Source organism: Pseudomonas sp. NFX1, assembly GCF_051123555.1.
GTDB lineage: Bacteria > Pseudomonadota > Gammaproteobacteria > Pseudomonadales > Pseudomonadaceae > Aquipseudomonas > Aquipseudomonas capeferrum.
The window spans coordinates 75,446-91,703 of sequence record NZ_CP169366.1 but is presented as its reverse complement, the minus strand read 5'-3'; the positions used below and the strand labels follow the sequence as shown (position 1 = coordinate 91,703).

The window sequence follows — 16,258 nt, the reverse complement described above, 5'->3', positions numbered from 1 at the left end:
GCTTACAGCGCCATGTCGTTCTCAGGCTTGCTTTCTACCGGCTCGCTCGGCGCGTTGCCGAAATCAACGCTGGCGTCGATCACTGGCGGCTTCTCCAGCTGCAGCACTTCAGCGGTGTAGTTCCACTCTTTCTGCGTGGCCGCAGCCGAATCATTCAGCTTGGTACCGTAGCTTGGCACGATCTCTTTGATCTTGGCCTGCCACTCTGGCGTCGCCACTTTCTCTTTGAACACGGTCTCAAGCACATTGAGCATGATCGGGGCCGCGGTCGAAGCACCTGGCGAGGCGCCCAGCAGGCCGGCGATGGTGCGGTCTTGGGAAGCCACCACTTCGGTGCCCAGCTTCAGCACGCCACCCTTCTCGGCATCACGCTTGATGATCTGCACGCGCTGACCGGCCTGCCACAGGCGCCAGTCTTCTTTCTTGGCGTTGGGGAAGTAGGTGCGCAGCGCTTCGAAGCGGTCGTCGTCAGACAGCATCAGCTGGCCAGCGAGGTACTCGACCAGCGGGTACTGTTCGATACCGACCTTGGTCATCGGCCACACGTTGTGCAGCGTGGTGCTGCCCAACAGGTCGAGGTACGAGCCGTTTTTCAGGAACTTGGTCGAGAACGTGGCGAATGGCCCGAACAGGATCACGCGCTTGCCGTCCAGCACGCGGGTGTCCAGGTGCGGTACCGACATGGGCGGCGCGCCGGTCGAGGCAATGCCGTAGGCCTTGGCCATGTGCTGCATGGCAACGGTCGGGTTCTCGGTCACCAGGAACGAACCACCCACCGGGAAGCCGGCGTATTCCTTGGCCTCCGGGATGCCCGACTTCTGCAGCAGCTTCAGCGCGCCGCCGCCGGCACCGATGAACAGGAACTTGGCGTCGGTGGCCGACTCGGTACCGTCCTTCAGGTTCTTGTACTCGACGTGCCAGGAGCCGTCCTTGTTACGGGTGATGTCCTGCACTTCGCTGGACAGCTTCAGGTCGAACTTGTCCTGGGTCTTCAGGTGGCCAACGAACTGGCGGGTGATCTCGCCGAAGTTGACGTCGGTGCCGATCGGCGTCCAGGTCACGGCCAGCTTCTGGTTCGGGTCGCGCCCTTCCATCATCAGCGGGACCCACTTGGCGATCTGCGCGTGGTCCTCGGAGTACTGCATCGGGCGGAACAACGGGCTGGCCTGCAGCGCGTCGTAACGCTTCTTGAGGAACTTGATGTTGTCATCGCCCCAGACGAAGCTCATGTGCGGGGTGCTGTTGATGAACGAATGCGGGTTCTTCAACACACCCTGGCGGACCTGCCACGACCAGAACTGGCGGGAGATCTGGAAGGCTTCGTTGATTTCGATGGCCTTGGTGATGTTGACGTTGCCGTCTTTGTCTTCCGGGGTGTAGTTCAGCTCGGCCAGCGCGGAGTGGCCGGTACCGGCGTTGTTCCAGCCGTTGGAGCTTTCTTCGGCGACGCCGTCCAGGCGCTCGACCATTTCCATCGACCAGCTCGGCTCCAGCTCGTGCAGCCAGACAGCCAGGGTGGAACTCATGATGCCGCCGCCGACCAGCAGCACGTCGACTTTCTTGGTTTCTGCCGCGTGCGCTTGCATGACGCTCGCCGCGACAGCCAGACCCAGCAAGGTCTTGCCAGCTTTCTTGAACATTGATTGATTCCAATGGTTAGCACGTAAGGAAGGCCTAGGCGGGGCCTTGTATTTCTCTGTCCTTCAGCGCGCGCTTGTTATTGGTCATTGGAGTCAGCAGCCAAGAGAAACAGTGAACGCTCAGCCGTTGGTCGAATTGACCGGCCATCGCTGAAACGTTTTTCCGATTGTAACCCAATTGCCAGCACAAACAAATTGAGGGGGTTCGCGTCAAGGCGGCAGGTTGTCCCAGGGGGAAAACAAAAGACCCCGGCCACTTGCATGGCCGGGGTCTTTGGATCACGTCGCAAGCGGCGCGATCAGGGTATCGCCAAGATTACTGCGGCTGAGGCAGTTTATCGATTGGGCCGCAGCCACCGATGACCTTGGAGATGGAAACCGAAGGGTGGAACAGGTAGTCGTACGAGCAGTTCTTCTGCTGGTTGTAGACTTGGCCAGTGCAGCCGGACAGCAGGGCAACGCCCGAAACGACAGCAACAGCAACAGTGGCTTTCAACAGCTTTTTCATACAAAGTCCTTTAAATGAATCGTCGGCCATCGTGCTGATGGCGCCCGGATCATACAGAACCAAGGCATTGGATCCAAGTCGTGCGGGCCGCGATGTAACAATACGTCGCGTTATCGCAGCATTAACCGACAGTTGAAAAGTAGGCCGCCACGGAAGATAGTCTGTCGTTCTGCCTCACACCTGCACGCTTACAGGAGTTTCCCCATGCTCGGTGTTACCGACTACGGCGCGTTCGTCATCGCCTTCATCATCGTCCTGGCCATCCCCGGCCCGGGCAACTTTGCCTTGATCACGGCGACCGGCAAAGGCGGCATCAAGGCTGGCATGGCGGCGACCTGCGGGGTGATCCTGGGTGACCAGGTGCTGCTGTGGCTGGCCGTGGCGGGCGTTGCCACCCTGCTGGCCGCCTACCCTGCCGCGTTCCATGTGGTGCAGTGGGCGGGCGCTGCGTACCTGGCCTACCTGGGGCTGCGCATGCTGCTGAGCAAACCCGGCGGCGCCCCGCGTGCAAGCCGCATGGACAACGGCCACTACTTGCGCCAGACCATGATGATCACCTTGCTCAATCCCAAGGCGATCATGTTCTACATGGCGTTTTTCCCGCTGTTCGTCGACCCGGTGAAGCACCAGGGGCTGGTGACCTTTGGCTTCCTGGCGGCGACCGTGGCGGTGGTGACGTTCCTGTATGGGCTGATTGCGGTGGTGTTGACCCACAAGCTGGCTGAACGCATGCGCGCGAATCCCCGGATTACCAACCTGTTCGAGCGGTTGGCGGGGGTATGCCTGGTCGGGTTCGGGATCAAGCTGGCGGCGATGCGCTGAGGGTTTTCCTACAAGGCTTGCGCTGCCCTGTAGGAGCTGGCTTGCCCTGCGATGGGCCGCAAAGCGGCCCCAGGATCTATCCAGCAAACCAAAACCAACAGGTCAGCCCAGTATTCATTCCCTGAACGATAAAAGACGGCAACTGAGCCTTCCGCCCTACAGCTAACCTTCAGTTTTTTCCCCTATCTTGTAGTCCATTTCCCAAACATACTCCCAACCCGCTCAAACTGTTGCTAGTGCTTGGGTCGCGCTCTAGTCTCGCCGTGTCGTTGCCACTGTAGCGACCGGCTTTGACAGGCCGTCCCGACTTAAGAACTCACTTGCAGCGCTTAATGGCAGCTGTACATGGGGCACACTCGTGTGCGCCGGGTTCCTTGGGTCACCGGTCTGTCAACCCATGTATAGCTGCCTCCATTCGTTTGACAGCGTTAGCAGGCAGCTCCACCTGACTCAAGGAGCTGTATATGCGCAAGATAGTCCCCGATCCGCCCTACTCCCTCGATGCCTCTCAAATCCTGCAGGACACCCTGATCCAATCCACAGAGTACGTCCTCTGCGCCCTGTCCGTAGCCCGTCAGTCCGTGCAACTCAAACCCACCTCCCCCAGCTCGATCGTGATGCAGGCGGTCATCCACGAGATGGAAGCCGTACAAAGCCTGGTGGAGTCCGCCTTGATGCAACTGCAGATGCAGCCGCATGCTCCGGCAGAGCCGCGCACCCTGCACTGAAACCATTGAAGTGATGCATCGCCTGGGCGTGCCTGTTCGCGGGTAAAACCGCGAACAGGCACGCCCGGGAACTGAACATTCCAGGGAGTTCAATGATGACTACAGACACCCCCAAGCCGCCCACTACAGCCGGCAAAACCACGTTCTACCAAGGCGAAAACCAGACCCACCCACTCTTTCGCATCGAGCCGGGCATCTGCTGCCAAAGCGCCCGCGAACAGGCCTCCGAATTGATGGGCTACGTACGCGACATGACATTGGCCGGGTTGATGGATGGCGATCAAAAGCTGATCTGGGCCTCGCACTACCTGAGCGCGATGGCCAAGGCGCTGCTGGATGATGCTGAGCTGGGGATGATGAAACATTAAGGCAACGCTATGCGAGTCCTCGATCTGAACTTGAGCAACACCAAACCGTTCGAGGCTTCGCGCTTCCTCGACAGGGGCACAAGGACTACGGTGGCGCTGACCATCAGACAACTTTCACGTCAATGGAAAAAAGAACGAACCTCGACTCATCGCCTCGTTCAAAGATTTTAATTTCCACCGGCAGTCTTGAGAGGGAAGGAACCTCACGCTTTGCAAACAATTGAATAACCAGTAACTGAACCAGCCGAAGGCGCCCTGCGGGCGAAGGAGGATGGTCATCGTGGTTCTTGGCTAACGTTGAGTTTGCGGACCTAGTGTGGTGTTTCAGAAGTGCCAATGAAAATTACATGCCCAAGGCCCGTGCCGCACGGGCGTTGGAGGCCAGGTCGGCTTTTTTTGTGGATTTTCATGGAATGTTGGGGAGTGGGGCTGCTATGTGCTTGACGGAAGATAGGGTGATGGGGGCTAGGTGCCTGTCTTGGGTTTGGAGGTGGGGCGGAAATCGAGCGCCGCCCGCGCGGCGCATCGCGAGCTAAGCTCGCTCCTACACTTGTTTCGGGCCAGTCACGCCTATGCCAGCGCGCGCGACCGCCTTGTTTGTCCGCCACAATATTGAGGCGGACGCCAAGGGCAGCGCGCCAATGCCTCAGGATTAACTGGCCGAAACAAATGTAGGAGCGAGCTTAGCTCGCGATGCGCCGCGCGGGCGGCGCTCGATCTGATAGGCGCCGAAAATTGCCAAGCCAGGCACCTAGTGGCCCCGAATACAAGCTCCAGGCATTCAAAACCCCTGAAAAAGCCGAGGACACCCTGGCCTCCATCGCCCGTGCGGCACGGGCCTCGGGCATGTAATTTTCATTGGCACTTCTGAAACACCACACTAGGACGCTGAGATTTTGCTGAACTGCCCCTCTCCAAACTCAGTTTCATCCAGATACACAAACATGGAGCCTGCCTTCCCTTATGGCCACATCACCAGTGTCGAATCATACTCAGACTCAGCCCTAAACCGGAGCCGTCACCATGGCCAGAGCGGGCCCAGCGCGGTCTCCAAGGTTGAGAATATGCCCTAAAAATGCCCTAACTTTCATCCCTGAAACGACAAAGCCCCCGAAAACTTCAACGTTTTCGGGGGCTTCGACTACTTCATGTATGGCGGAGAGATAGGGATTTGAACCCTAGGTACTGTTGCCAGTACAACGGATTTCGAATCCGTCCCGTTCGACCACTCCGGCATCTCTCCAATGCCGCGCATCATACCAGCGAATTCTGAAAACGCAAACCTTTATTTTCAAAAAAATCGCGTGGTATCAGGCGCTTGCGTGAACAGGCCGCTTACAGCGGCACGCCCAGGCGCTTGGCAACTTCTTCGTAGGCTTCGATTACGTCGCCCAGGCCCTGGCGGAAGCGGTCCTTGTCCATCTTCTTGCGGGTTTCTTTGTCCCACAGGCGGCAGCCGTCGGGGCTGAATTCGTCGCCCAGGACGATCTGGCCGTGGAACACGCCGAACTCCAGCTTGAAGTCGACCAGCAGCAGGCCTGCGTCATCGAACAGTTTGTTCAGCACTTCGTTGACTTTCAGCGACAGCTTTTTCATCTCTACCAGCTGCTCGGCGGTGCCCCAGCCGAACGCGACAACGTGGGATTCGTTGATGAAGGGGTCGCCCTTCTCGTCGTTCTTCAGGAACAGTTCGAAGGTGGACGGCTCCAGCTTGATGCCCTCCTCCACGCCCAGACGCTTGACCAGGCTGCCCGCCGCGTAGTTACGCACCACGCACTCGACCGGGATCATGTCGAGCTTCTTCACCAGGCACTCGTTGTCGCCCAGCAGCTTGTCGAACTGGGTCGGCACGCCGGCTTCTTCGAGCTTTTGCATGATGAAGGCGTTGAACTTGTTGTTCACCATGCCTTTGCGGTCGAGCTGTTCGATACGCTTGCCGTCGAACGCCGAGGTGTCGTTGCGGAACAGCAGGATCAAGCGGTCGGCGTCGTCGGTCTTGTAAACCGATTTGGCCTTGCCGCGGTAAAGTTCTTCGCGTTTTTCCATGATGGGCTCCGCTTGCTTGAGTAGTTGGGCTAGGCGATTTCGCGCCAGTCGAGCCCGTGTTCCTGATTCGCCACCTGAAGCCAGTCCGGGTCGCACCCAAGGGTGTCGACGAAGCACTGGCGGGCCAGTTGTGGCAGGTTGTTCTTGCTGCTGAGGTGGGCCAGCACCAGGTGTTGCAGGTTGCTCCAGCCCAACTCGTCCACCAGGCGCGCGGCCTGGTGATTGTTCAAATGCCCTTGCATGCCACCTACCCGCTGCTTCAGGAACGACGGGTAGTGACCGCGTGCCAGCATGTCGCGGCAGTGATTGGCTTCGATCAACAGGGCATCCAGGCCCTGGTAGCGCTCCAGCAACAAGGCATCGTACGAGCCCAGGTCGGTGAGCATGCCGAAACGCCGCCGGCCGTCGCTGAGCACGTATTGCAACGGCTCGTAGGCGTCGTGCTCGACGCGCGCTGCCGTCACCTCCAGGCCACCGATGCGCAGGCTGTCGCCACAAGCGAGAAAACCGGCCACCTCCACCGGCTTGCGCAGGCCGCGCAACGTCCCTTGGCTGAGGTAGACCGGTACATTGTAGCGCCGCGACAGCAACCCAACCCCATGCACGTGGTCGGCATGTTCGTGGGTAACCAGCACCGCGCTCAGCTGTGCCGCCGAGACCCCGAGCAGCGCCAGGCGCCGCTCGGTCTCACGCAGGGAGAACCCGCAATCGACCAGGATGAACGTGTCACCACTGGCGATCAGCGTGCCGTTTCCCTGGCTGCCGCTTCCGAGTACCGCGAAGCGCACTTAACCCAGGTGGTCCTGAATGGCGCTCAGCACACGGCGGGCGACATCGGCCGGAGCCACGGTGTTGATGTTTTTCTCGACGGTGACCTGCACGCTCTCGCCGACCTTGCTCAGGCGTACCTGGTAGCGCTCGGCACGGGCTTCACGCTCTTCTTTGGTCGGTGCACTGCCGAACATGCGGCTGAAGAAGCCCGGCTCGTTCTGCTTGTCGTCAGGTTTTTCGGACAGGTTGATGTAGTACAGGCCCAGGCTGCGGTTGATGTCTTCGACACGCCACTCGCCACCTTGCTCCAGGGCACGGCCCACGCTGGACCAGGCGCGATCCAGGTCGGCGCCCAGGTACAGTACCGGGTTGCCGCTGCCGTCTTCGCTCAGGCTGACGCGGCTTGGCGCATCGAAATCGCGCGCGGCCAGCAGCGAGACAGACCCGCCCTTCTCGGCGCTGCGGTTCATGCTGGCGAGCATTTCGTCAACCAGCAGGGCATCGGCGCCGGTGTTGCTGGAGGTGGACGGGAAACCAGGCTCGGCGGTGCTGCCAGCCGGGCGCTCGACGCTGACGATGTACACCTCGGAGGTGTTGCGCTGCACGCCGGGCTCCATGCGTACACGCACGCGCACTTCGCTGTCGCCGCTGCTGGCGGTGCTCGCCAGGCGCTGGCCGAGCGAGGCCGAGAGTTCATCGAAACGCTGCCAGCTGGTATTGAATTCGCCGGTTTGCGGGCGCTCTTCGGCAATGCGGAAGCCATTGTCTTCAAAGAACTGACGGGCCGCAGGCCAGACTTCGGCTGGCGAGCGCTGGGCCAGCACCCAACGGCTGTTGCCGCTGCGTTGCAAGCTGAAGTCGCTGACTTCGGCACCGGCCGTCAGCGGTTGCGGACGCGGTACTTCGAACTCGCCGGTGGCGCTGTCATCGGCAACGTTACGCGGAATAGGCAACAGCGGGTCGAGGCGCTTGACGTTGCTGGCGTCCGGCGGCAGCTGCATCGGCGCGGTCGGGTGCGCCTGCAGGTAATCGCTGCCGCGGTCGCGGAAATAACCCTCGTCGCCCCACAGCCAGCCGCAACCGCTGGTGCTGGAAATGATCAGGGCAAGGGCGGAAAGACCAGCCAGTCGCTTCATGCGGTGTACTTCCTCGATTAAACCAGTACGCCGGACTGGCGCAAGGCAGTACGGACTTTTTCGTGACAGCCTTCGCTCAGCCAGGTCAGCGGCAGGCGAATGCCTTTGTGCATCAGGCCCATTTCGACGAGCGCCCATTTCACCGGAATCGGGTTGGCTTCGCAGAACAGGTCTTTGTGCAGCGGCATGAGTGTTTCGTTGATTGCGCGGGCCTTCTCGGCATTGCCCTCAAGGGCGGCCTCGCACAGGTCGGCCATTTCGCGCGGGGCGACGTTGGCCGTCACGGAGATGTTGCCCTTGCCGCCCAGCAGGATCAGCTCGACAGCCGTCGGGTCGTCGCCGGACATGACGATGAAGTCCTTGCTGACGCCATCGAGGATGGCCTTGGCACGGGCCAGGTCGCCGGTGGCTTCCTTGATGCCGATGATGTTCGGCACGGTCGACAGGCGGATCACGGTCTCGGCCTGCATGTCGCAGGAGGTGCGGCCGGGTACGTTGTAGAGGATCTGCGGGATGTCGACGGCTTCGGCGATGTGCTTGAAGTGCTGGTACAAGCCTTCCTGGGTCGGCTTGTTGTAGTACGGCACGACCAGCAGGCAGGCGTCGGCGCCGGCGTTTTTGGCGTTCTGGGTCAGGTGCACGGCTTCCGAGGTGGAGTTGGCGCCAGTGCCTGCGATGACCGGGATGCGGCCAGCGACACGCTTGACCACGAATTCGATGACCTCGATGTGCTCTTCGACGGTCAGGGTGGCCGACTCGCCGGTAGTACCGACGGCGACGATGGCGTGAGTGCCGTTTTCCAGGTGGAAGTCTACAAGTTTGCCGAGGCTGTCCCAGTCAAGACGCCCTTGTGCATCCATGGGAGTGACCAATGCCACCATACTGCCCGCAATCATGTAACTGCTCCTGCCGGAAAAAGAGAGCGGTAATGGTACTGGGGGCATCGGCCTTGCACAAGCGAAGCAGGCGGGCGGAGCATTCCCCTCGGCGGCTTAATTCGCTACCCTTGATCCTTTGATCGGTGCAGCGCGGCCCGCCGGGCCGTCGACCTTGCTCCCCGCCGGCGTCCACGACCTCGCATGCGAGCCCCGGGCACTGCCGACTGGAGGCTTTTGCCTGTCCTGCACCGACCGCTCATCGCTTTAGGAATGCTGCATGTCCACCCCCACCGTCCGCGAACAATTCCTTGTCATCAGTGCCCTGGGCCCAAACCCCATGGAACTGGCCAACGTCCTCAGCCGCGCTGCCGTCGAGAACCGCTGCGCGGTAGTCACCTCGCGCCTGAGCCGCCATGGCGAGACCAGCGCCCTGGTGCTGCAGGTCGGTGGCAGCTGGGACGCCCTGGCGCGTCTTGAAGCCTCCCTGCCTGGCCTGGGCAAAAAGCACGGCCTGACCCTCGATGTGGTGCGCAGCGCCGACCAGGAGGTACGCCCGCAGGCGCTGCCTTACGTGGCCTATGTCAGCGCGGCCTACCGCCCCGACATCATCAACGAGCTGTGCCAGTTCTTCCTCGACCACCGTGTCGAGCTCGAAGCCATGACCTGCGACACCTACCTGGCGCCACAGACCGGCAGCAGCATGCTCAACGCCCAGTTCACCGTGATTTTGCCGGCCGGCACCCAGATCAGCTGGCTGCGTGACCAGTTCCTGGACTTTGCCGATGCCTTGAACCTGGATGCGCTGATCGAGCCTTGGCGCCCACAGAACCCCATGTAAGGAAGCCCCCATGGCCGTAGCACTCGACCAACCCGTTGCCGATTTCCAGGCCCAGGCCACCAGCGGCCAGGCGGTCAGCCTTGCCGAGCTCAAGGGCCGCCAGGTGGTGGTGTACTTCTACCCCAAGGACAGCACCCCGGGCTGCACTACCCAGGGCCAGGGCTTCCGTGATCAGCATGAAGCCTTTGCCGCCGCCAATACCGTGGTGTTCGGCGTATCGCGCGATGGCCTCAAGTCGCATGAGAACTTCAAGGCCAAGCAAGGCTTCCCGTTCGAGCTGATCAGCGACAAGGACGAGGCCCTGTGCCAGCTGTTCGACGTGATCAAGCTGAAGAAGCTGTATGGCAAGGAGTACATGGGCGTGGACCGCAGCACCTTCCTGATCGACAAGGACGGTGTGCTGCGCCAGGAATGGCGTGGGGTGAAGGTGCCCGGGCATGTGGATGCCGTCTTGGCGGCGGCTCAGGCGTTGAACAAGGCTTGAGATTGCCGGGGCTGCTTTGCAGCCCCAAAAATCACAACAGCGGCGCCACTGTCGGCTCTTGCCGCGGCCAGGCATCCAGCACCGCCTTGAACAGCGTTGCCAACGGGATCGCAAAGAAGATCCCCCAGAAGCCCCACAACCCGCCAAACAGCAGCACCGCGCAGATGATCGCCACCGGGTGCAGGCTCACCGCCTCGGAAAACAGCAACGGCACCAGCACGTTGCCATCCAGCGCCTGAATGATCGCGTACACCGTCATCAGGTAGATGAACTGATCGCCCCAGCCCCACTGGAACAATGCAATCAACGTCACCGGCACGGTCACCACCACGGCGCCCACATAGGGCACCACCACCGACAAGCCCACCAGCAACGCCAGCAAGGCCGCATAGTTCAGCCCCAGGCTGATGAACGCGATATAGGTGGCAACCCCGCAAATCAGAATCTCGATGCCCTTGCCGCGAATGTAGTTGGCGATCTGCCGGTTCATCTCGTTGCCCACGCGGTTGAGCAAGGTGCGCTCACGGGGTAGATAACCCACCACCCAACGCCCGATCACCTCGCGGTCCTTGAGGAAGAAGAACACCAGGATCGGCACCAGCACCAGGTAGATCATGGCGTTGACCAGCAGCGGCAGGCTCGACAACGAGAAGGTCAGTGCCCACTGGCCGAACTTGCCGATTTCACCGCGCACCGACTCGATGGCATGCAATACCTGCTCATCCGACACCAGGTGCGGGTAGCGCTCGGGCAGCAGCAGCAACAGCGACTGCCATTTGCCGAGCATGCCGGGCAGCTCGTTGAACAGGGTGATCAGCTGATGCCAGAGCAACGGCACCAGCACCAGCAGGATGACCGCCAGTGCCCCCATGAACAACGCAAACACCACGGCCACCGCCAGCCGGGTGGGTACCCGCAGGCGCTCCAGGGCGTTGACCAGGCCCTGCATCAGAAACGCCAGCACCATCCCCGCCAGCACCGGCGCCAACATGCCGCCCAGGGTCAGTACCGCGGTAAACGCCAGAACCAGCAGGACCGCCAGTACCACCGCCTCCTCATCGGAGAAATAGCGCTGCATCCAGTCGCGAAGCACTTTGAACATTGACGATCCTTGGTTGAGACTCAGGCCTTGCGCAGCCAGTAGGTGTAGGTGCCGGCCTCGGCCGTTTCATGCAGCAGCGTATGACCGGCCAGCTTGGCAAAAGTGCGGAAGTCGCGCTGCGAGCCAGCATCGGTAGCAATCACCTTGAGCACCGCGCCACTGGCCAGGCGGTTGAGTTCCATCTTTGCCTTCAGCAGTGGCAGCGGGCAGTTCAGCCCGCTGGCGTCGAGTTCAGCGTCGCAGGTCAGGGTGTCGCTCATCGGGGTTCTCCACGTGCGGGGCAGACGTCTTTGGTAACAGGCCCGCTAGGATACCGCCACTGGTCGCCAACGTGTGAGCGGGCTACAGTAGAGGCCTTTGACCCGACGCGAGCTTCGTGCATGAATCTACTGCGCCCTACCCTGTTGACGCTGGCCTGCCTGATGGCCCTTCCCGGCCATGCTGACGACCTGCCATCACTGGGTGATGCCAGCTCTGCGATCGTCTCGCCGCAACAGGAGCACCAGCTCGGCCGCGCCTGGCTGAGCCTGTTGCGTGGCCAGGTCAACCAGTTGAACGACCCGCAGCTCAAGGACTACGTCGAAACCAGCGTGTATCGCCTGGCGGAAACCAGCCAGCTGCAGGACCGGCGCCTGGAGTTCATCCTGATCGACAGCCGCGAGCTCAACGCCTTCGCCGCCCCTGGCGGCATCGTCGGGGTCAACGGCGGGCTGTTCCTCAATGCCCAGACCGAGGGCGAATACGCCTCGGTACTGGCTCACGAACTGGCGCACTTGTCGCAGCGCCACTTCGCCCGTGGCGTCGAAGCCCAGCAACGCATGCAACTGCCGATGATGGCCGCCCTGCTGGCAGGCATCGTGCTGGCCGCTGGTGGCGGCGGCGATGCCGGTATCGGCGTGATCGCAGGCACCCAGGCCGCCGCCATTCAGGAGCAGCGGCGCTTCTCGCGGCAAAATGAACAGGAAGCCGACCGCATCGGCATCCAGAACCTGGAAAAGGCCGGTTACGACCCGCGCAACATGCCCAGCATGTTCGAGCGCCTGGCGCGCCAGTACCGCTACGATGCCAAGCCGCCAGAATTTCTGCTGACTCACCCGGTGACCGAGTCGCGGGTTGCCGACACGCGCAACCGCGCCGAGCAGGCGCCCAAGGGCGGCATCGAGGACACCCAGCGCTACCAGTTGATCCGCGCCCGCGTGGCACTCACCTACGAAGGCACCCCGGGCCTTGCCGCCAAGCGCTTCCGCGCCCAGCTTGACGAAGACCCGAAGCTGGACGCCGCGCGCTATGGCCTGGCCTTGGCGCAGATCAAGGGTGGCCAGCTGAACGAGGCCCGCGAGCTGCTCAAGCCGCTGCTGGCCAAGGCTCCCAACGACATTACCTACAACCTGGCGCAGATCGACCTGGACATCACCAACAACCGCCTGGCCGATGCACAGCAGCGCGCCGAACGGATGCAGGGGCTGTACCCGGGCAATTACCCGCTGAAACAGGTGCGCGCCGACCTGCTGGTCAAGCAGAACAAGCCGGCCGAGGCAGAAAAGGTACTGAACGACCTGCTCAAGAGCCGGCCGGATGACCCGGATGTGTGGTACGAGGTTGCCGAAGTGCGGGGGTTGTCGGGCAATACCATCGGCTTGCACCGGGCACGGGCCGAGTACTTCACCTTGGTGGGGGATTTCGACCAGGCCATCCAGCAGCTGGATTACGCTAAACGCCGTGCGGGCAGCAACTTCCCGCTGGCGTCGCAGATCGATCAGCGCCAGCGCGAGATCATGGAGCAGCAGCGGATGGTCAAGGACATGATGGGCCGTTAGGGCACATCTGGACCGCGAATGGGCCGCAAAGCGGCCCCAGCAATATCAGGCGTTACCCGACAACTTCAAGCGCGCCGCCTGAGTAAAATCGAGCATCCTGTTCAGCGGCTTGATCGCCTTGGGCACCAGCGCCGGGTCAACGAAAATCTCGTTGCTGCCCGTGCGCAGGCAATCCAGCACACGCTCCAGGGTGTTCATCGCCATCCACGGGCAGTGCGCGCAACTGCGGCAGGCTGCACCGTTACCGGCCGTCGGCGCCTCGACAAATTCCTTGTCCGGGCACAGCTGCTGCATCTTGTAGAAGATGCCGCGGTCGGTGGCGACGATGAAGGTCTTGTTCGGCAGGGTCTGGGCGGCCTTGATCAACTGGCTGGTCGAACCTACCGCGTCGGCCAGGTCGATCACCGCTTCGGGCGATTCAGGGTGAACCAGAATGGCTGCGTCCGGGTAAAGCGCCTTCATGTCGGCCAGCTGGCGCGACTTGAATTCTTCGTGAACGATGCACGCGCCGTCCCACAGCAGCATGTCGGCGCCGGTCTGCTTCTGGATGTAGCGCCCCAGGTGCTGGTCCGGGCCCCAGATGATGGTCTCGCCGTTGTCCATCAGGCTTTCGACGATCTCCAGCGCGCAGCTGGAGGTTACCACCCAGTCGGCACGCGCCTTCACGGCCGCCGAGGTATTGGCATAGACCACCACGGTACGTTCCGGGTGTTGGTCGCAGAATGCCGAAAACTCTTCAACCGGGCACCCCAGGTCGAGGGAGCAGGTGGCCTCGAGGGTCGGCATCAGCACGCGTTTTTCGGGGGTAAGAATTTTTGCCGTTTCGCCCATGAAGCGCACACCGGCAACGATCACGGTCTCGGCGGGGTGGTTCTTGCCGAAACGGGCCATTTCCAACGAGTCGGATACGCAACCGCCGGTCTCTTCGGCCAGCGCCTGGATCACCGGATCGCAGTAGTAATGGGCGACCAGCACGGCGTTCTGCGCCTTGAGCTCGGCAGCGATGGCCGCACGGTATTCGGCCTCCTGCTCGGCTGTCAGCGGGTTGGGCTGTTTGGCGTCGAGGTGGGCCTGAACCAACAGGCGTTCGGAAATCTGGGTCATGATCGCTGGACCTGCAGGCGCGTGTGCGCATCAAATCGAGTGTATCACCCGGCCCTGGCAGATCGGCTAGGGGCGCCGGACGGCGCGCAGGCCATCACGGCCCTCTGCGGGCGCGGATTATTATCGGACGCCGAAGGCTACAGACAATCGAGGCAATTCAAAAGGGTTTTATGCAGCCTGTACAGCCCTGTAACCGGGTTGCCGGCGACAGGGCTGTACCGCTCAGCCAATCAACCTTGCGGCTGCAAGGCTGCAAGACGCGAGGACATCAGCATCGCGAACGCTTCCACGGTCATTTTCTGGCCATTGAAGTCGACCATGCCATCGGCGTAGTGCAGGCTGCTCACCACATCATTGCCCTGCACCGTGGCCATGCCGCTTTGCAGCGCCATCATGCCGACCATTTCACCCGCCTGGCTGGACTGCATGGCGATCCCCTGGGCATCGGTCTGCCCTTCCAGCAATGCCTGCAAGGTTGCCAGGTCGCCAATCATCGGCTTGGACAGCGACAGCTTGCTCTTCACCTCGCTGATCAGTTGCTTGCTCAACTGGTCAGGCGGCAAGTCGAAGGAGGTCGGGCTGGCGAAGTCCATGGCCAGGTTGAAGCGGCTTTCGCCATTGGCCGTCTTGAACGAGAAGTTTTCCACGGCCAGCTTGGGCTTGGACGCCAACAGCTGTTGCAGGTCGCCCTGGAACTTGGCCTTCTCAGCCTCGTCCATCTGGATCTGTGGCACCGGCTGGCCGGCTGCGGCCGCTGCCTCGAACTCCGGCACGTGCGCCTGGTACCAGTGCGACAGCGCTTGCAGCGCCGGCGCGTTGAGCGACTTGATGCTCACGGCCAACTGAGCATTACCGACCGCGCGGCCGTCCCAGGTGATGTCCGCCAGCGTGTAAGCCACGCGCCCACCCACGGTGTCCGGGCCGTCGAGGGTTTGCACGGCATTCTGCTCGAAGCCTTTGATCAACAGCACCTGCTGCTTGGGCCCCAAGGTGACCTTGGTTTCAGCCAGCGACAGGTCGACGTTGCCGACATAGATCGCATCATGCTTGGTGGCCGCCAGGTCACCGCCGACCTTCAAGCCTTTCAGCTCGAACGTGGCAGGCGGCTGATCGTCGCGGACCACCTTCATCTCGAAGCGCTCGGCACTGCCCTCGAACTGGGTCGCCTTGCCTTCGCGGTCGCCGCTGACTTGCAGCTGCATGCCCGAGAAGTCGAGGCTGTTGCCATCGGTTTCGGTGACCTTGGCCGGGGCCAGCAATACCGTGCTGTCGACGCTGCCGCCGTAACCCAGGCTGGTCTGCGCGCTGACCGGCGACTGCTCGCCCGCTGCGGCGAACCAGGGGGCGGTGAATGCGTCTTTGACCAGCGTGCTGTTGCTGACAGCCAGCACTGGCATCAGCTTCAGCGCCTTGACCCGCGACCAAGGGAACGGGCCATGCTCGATCTGGTCGGTCATGCCCACCTCGAAATTGACCGCCTCGCCGTCGCCAAGGTTTATGCCCTTGGCGGTGAGCCGGTATTGGGCGGTGCTGCTGAAGAAGTGCCGATCCAGCGAGACCAGTTCGACGGTCATGCTGCCGCCGACGCCTACCAGGGCTTTCTTCAGTTCAGCGTTGCTGCGGTTGACGGAATATTCCAGCTCCGCAGGCAGGCGCTCGCCGGTGTACCAGGCGCCAGCGGTGGTTGCGACGGCAATGGCAAGGGCCAGGCCGGAAAGGATGCCTACTGATTTCTTCATGAATAAAACCGATTGCTGTCCATAAGGGCTTGCACGCGGCCAGGTGCCACGCAGGGCCTGAAGAATATCACTGCAGCCTGAGGCACGTGACGGCCGAAGCAGAGAAATCCCGCTTTTAGGAAGCGTCTGAAAGGCGCAGGAAACATTTCGGGTTTGTTCAATTTTACGGACATCTAAATCGAGCAAAAGCGCATAAAAGCGCGCAAAAACCGAACAAAACCCTATTCAAATCGATAAATATTTCAGTTTTGCAACATCTTGTCATGTTTAACTTGAC

16 protein-coding genes and 1 tRNA gene are annotated in these 16,258 nt (G+C 61.5%); 6 read left to right on the top strand and 11 right to left on the bottom strand.

Annotated elements, in window-relative coordinates:
• Positions 1-2: 2 nt before the first annotated feature.
• Both mqo and DJ563_RS00445 read right to left on the bottom strand, forming a co-directional pair.
• Positions 3-1,640, bottom strand: coding sequence for a malate dehydrogenase (quinone) (mqo, locus tag DJ563_RS00450; RefSeq protein WP_033699799.1), 1,638 nt, complete (start codon positions 1,638-1,640; stop codon positions 3-5).
• Positions 1,641-1,956: 316 nt separating this feature from the next.
• Positions 1,957-2,148 (bottom strand): DUF4223 family protein, encoded by a 192-nt coding sequence (locus tag DJ563_RS00445; RefSeq protein ID WP_027594641.1) that lies wholly within the window; start codon positions 2,146-2,148, stop codon positions 1,957-1,959.
• Between the two features lie 204 nt (positions 2,149-2,352).
• Between DJ563_RS00445 and DJ563_RS00440 the strand changes: the two genes are divergently transcribed.
• From DJ563_RS00440 to DJ563_RS00430, 3 genes are all read left to right on the top strand, one after another.
• Positions 2,353-2,970 carry a LysE family transporter gene (locus DJ563_RS00440; RefSeq protein ID WP_434518638.1) on the top strand — a complete coding sequence of 206 codons (618 nt, stop codon included), beginning with the start codon at positions 2,353-2,355 and terminating at the stop codon, positions 2,968-2,970.
• A 464-nt stretch (positions 2,971-3,434) separates the two neighbouring features.
• Positions 3,435-3,698 (top strand): hypothetical protein, encoded by a 264-nt coding sequence (locus DJ563_RS00435; RefSeq protein WP_033699806.1) that lies wholly within the window; start codon positions 3,435-3,437, stop codon positions 3,696-3,698.
• A gap of 95 nt (positions 3,699-3,793) precedes the next feature.
• Positions 3,794-4,066, top strand: a complete 273-nt coding sequence (locus DJ563_RS00430; protein ID WP_033699807.1) for a DUF3077 domain-containing protein — start codon at positions 3,794-3,796, stop codon at positions 4,064-4,066.
• 1,153 nt (positions 4,067-5,219) lie between these two features.
• Here the strand turns inward: DJ563_RS00430 and DJ563_RS00425 are convergent.
• From DJ563_RS00425 to dapA, 5 genes are all read right to left on the bottom strand, one after another.
• Positions 5,220-5,309 (bottom strand) — tRNA-Ser (locus tag DJ563_RS00425).
• A gap of 92 nt (positions 5,310-5,401) precedes the next feature.
• Complete coding sequence (gene purC, locus DJ563_RS00420; RefSeq protein ID WP_008097517.1) at positions 5,402-6,112, bottom strand: phosphoribosylaminoimidazolesuccinocarboxamide synthase; 711 nt, start codon at positions 6,110-6,112, stop codon at positions 5,402-5,404.
• A 29-nt stretch (positions 6,113-6,141) separates the two neighbouring features.
• Positions 6,142-6,900: an MBL fold metallo-hydrolase gene (locus DJ563_RS00415; protein ID WP_033699821.1), complete on the bottom strand. Its 759-nt coding sequence runs from the start codon at positions 6,898-6,900 to the stop codon at positions 6,142-6,144.
• A complete protein-coding gene (gene bamC, locus DJ563_RS00410) occupies positions 6,901-8,019 on the bottom strand; it encodes an outer membrane protein assembly factor BamC (RefSeq protein ID WP_047583250.1) in 1,119 nt (372 codons plus the stop codon).
• 17 nt (positions 8,020-8,036) lie between these two features.
• Complete coding sequence (gene dapA, locus DJ563_RS00405) at positions 8,037-8,915, bottom strand: 4-hydroxy-tetrahydrodipicolinate synthase (RefSeq protein ID WP_033699825.1); 879 nt, start codon at positions 8,913-8,915, stop codon at positions 8,037-8,039.
• Between the two features lie 259 nt (positions 8,916-9,174).
• Here dapA and DJ563_RS00400 point away from each other — a divergent pair, with 259 nt between their 5' ends.
• Both DJ563_RS00400 and DJ563_RS00395 read left to right on the top strand, forming a co-directional pair.
• The gene (locus DJ563_RS00400; RefSeq protein WP_033699827.1) at positions 9,175-9,735 is read left to right on the top strand and encodes a glycine cleavage system protein R; all 561 of its coding nucleotides are present in this window, start codon (positions 9,175-9,177) and stop codon (positions 9,733-9,735) included.
• A 10-nt stretch (positions 9,736-9,745) separates the two neighbouring features.
• Positions 9,746-10,219 (top strand): peroxiredoxin, encoded by a 474-nt coding sequence (locus DJ563_RS00395; RefSeq protein WP_156311203.1) that lies wholly within the window; start codon positions 9,746-9,748, stop codon positions 10,217-10,219.
• Between the two features lie 31 nt (positions 10,220-10,250).
• Here DJ563_RS00395 and DJ563_RS00390 read toward each other — a convergent pair whose 3' ends face one another.
• A complete protein-coding gene (locus DJ563_RS00390) occupies positions 10,251-11,321 on the bottom strand; it encodes an AI-2E family transporter (RefSeq protein WP_186658352.1) in 1,071 nt (356 codons plus the stop codon).
• A gap of 20 nt (positions 11,322-11,341) precedes the next feature.
• The gene (locus DJ563_RS00385) at positions 11,342-11,581 is read right to left on the bottom strand and encodes a sulfurtransferase TusA family protein (RefSeq protein WP_027594652.1); all 240 of its coding nucleotides are present in this window, start codon (positions 11,579-11,581) and stop codon (positions 11,342-11,344) included.
• A 120-nt stretch (positions 11,582-11,701) separates the two neighbouring features.
• Here DJ563_RS00385 and DJ563_RS00380 point away from each other — a divergent pair, with 120 nt between their 5' ends.
• On the top strand, positions 11,702-13,138 hold the full coding sequence (locus tag DJ563_RS00380; protein WP_033699831.1) for a M48 family metalloprotease: 1,437 nt from the start codon (positions 11,702-11,704) through the stop codon (positions 13,136-13,138).
• A gap of 45 nt (positions 13,139-13,183) precedes the next feature.
• On the opposite strand, the gene nadA is transcribed toward DJ563_RS00380, so the two are convergent.
• Both nadA and DJ563_RS00370 read right to left on the bottom strand, forming a co-directional pair.
• Entirely contained in the window at positions 13,184-14,242 is a 1,059-nt protein-coding gene (nadA, locus tag DJ563_RS00375; protein WP_186658350.1) for a quinolinate synthase NadA, read from the bottom strand.
• 230 nt (positions 14,243-14,472) lie between these two features.
• Positions 14,473-15,981, bottom strand: coding sequence for a YdgA family protein (locus tag DJ563_RS00370; protein WP_434518637.1), 1,509 nt, complete (start codon positions 15,979-15,981; stop codon positions 14,473-14,475).
• Positions 15,982-16,258 lie beyond the last annotated feature (277 nt).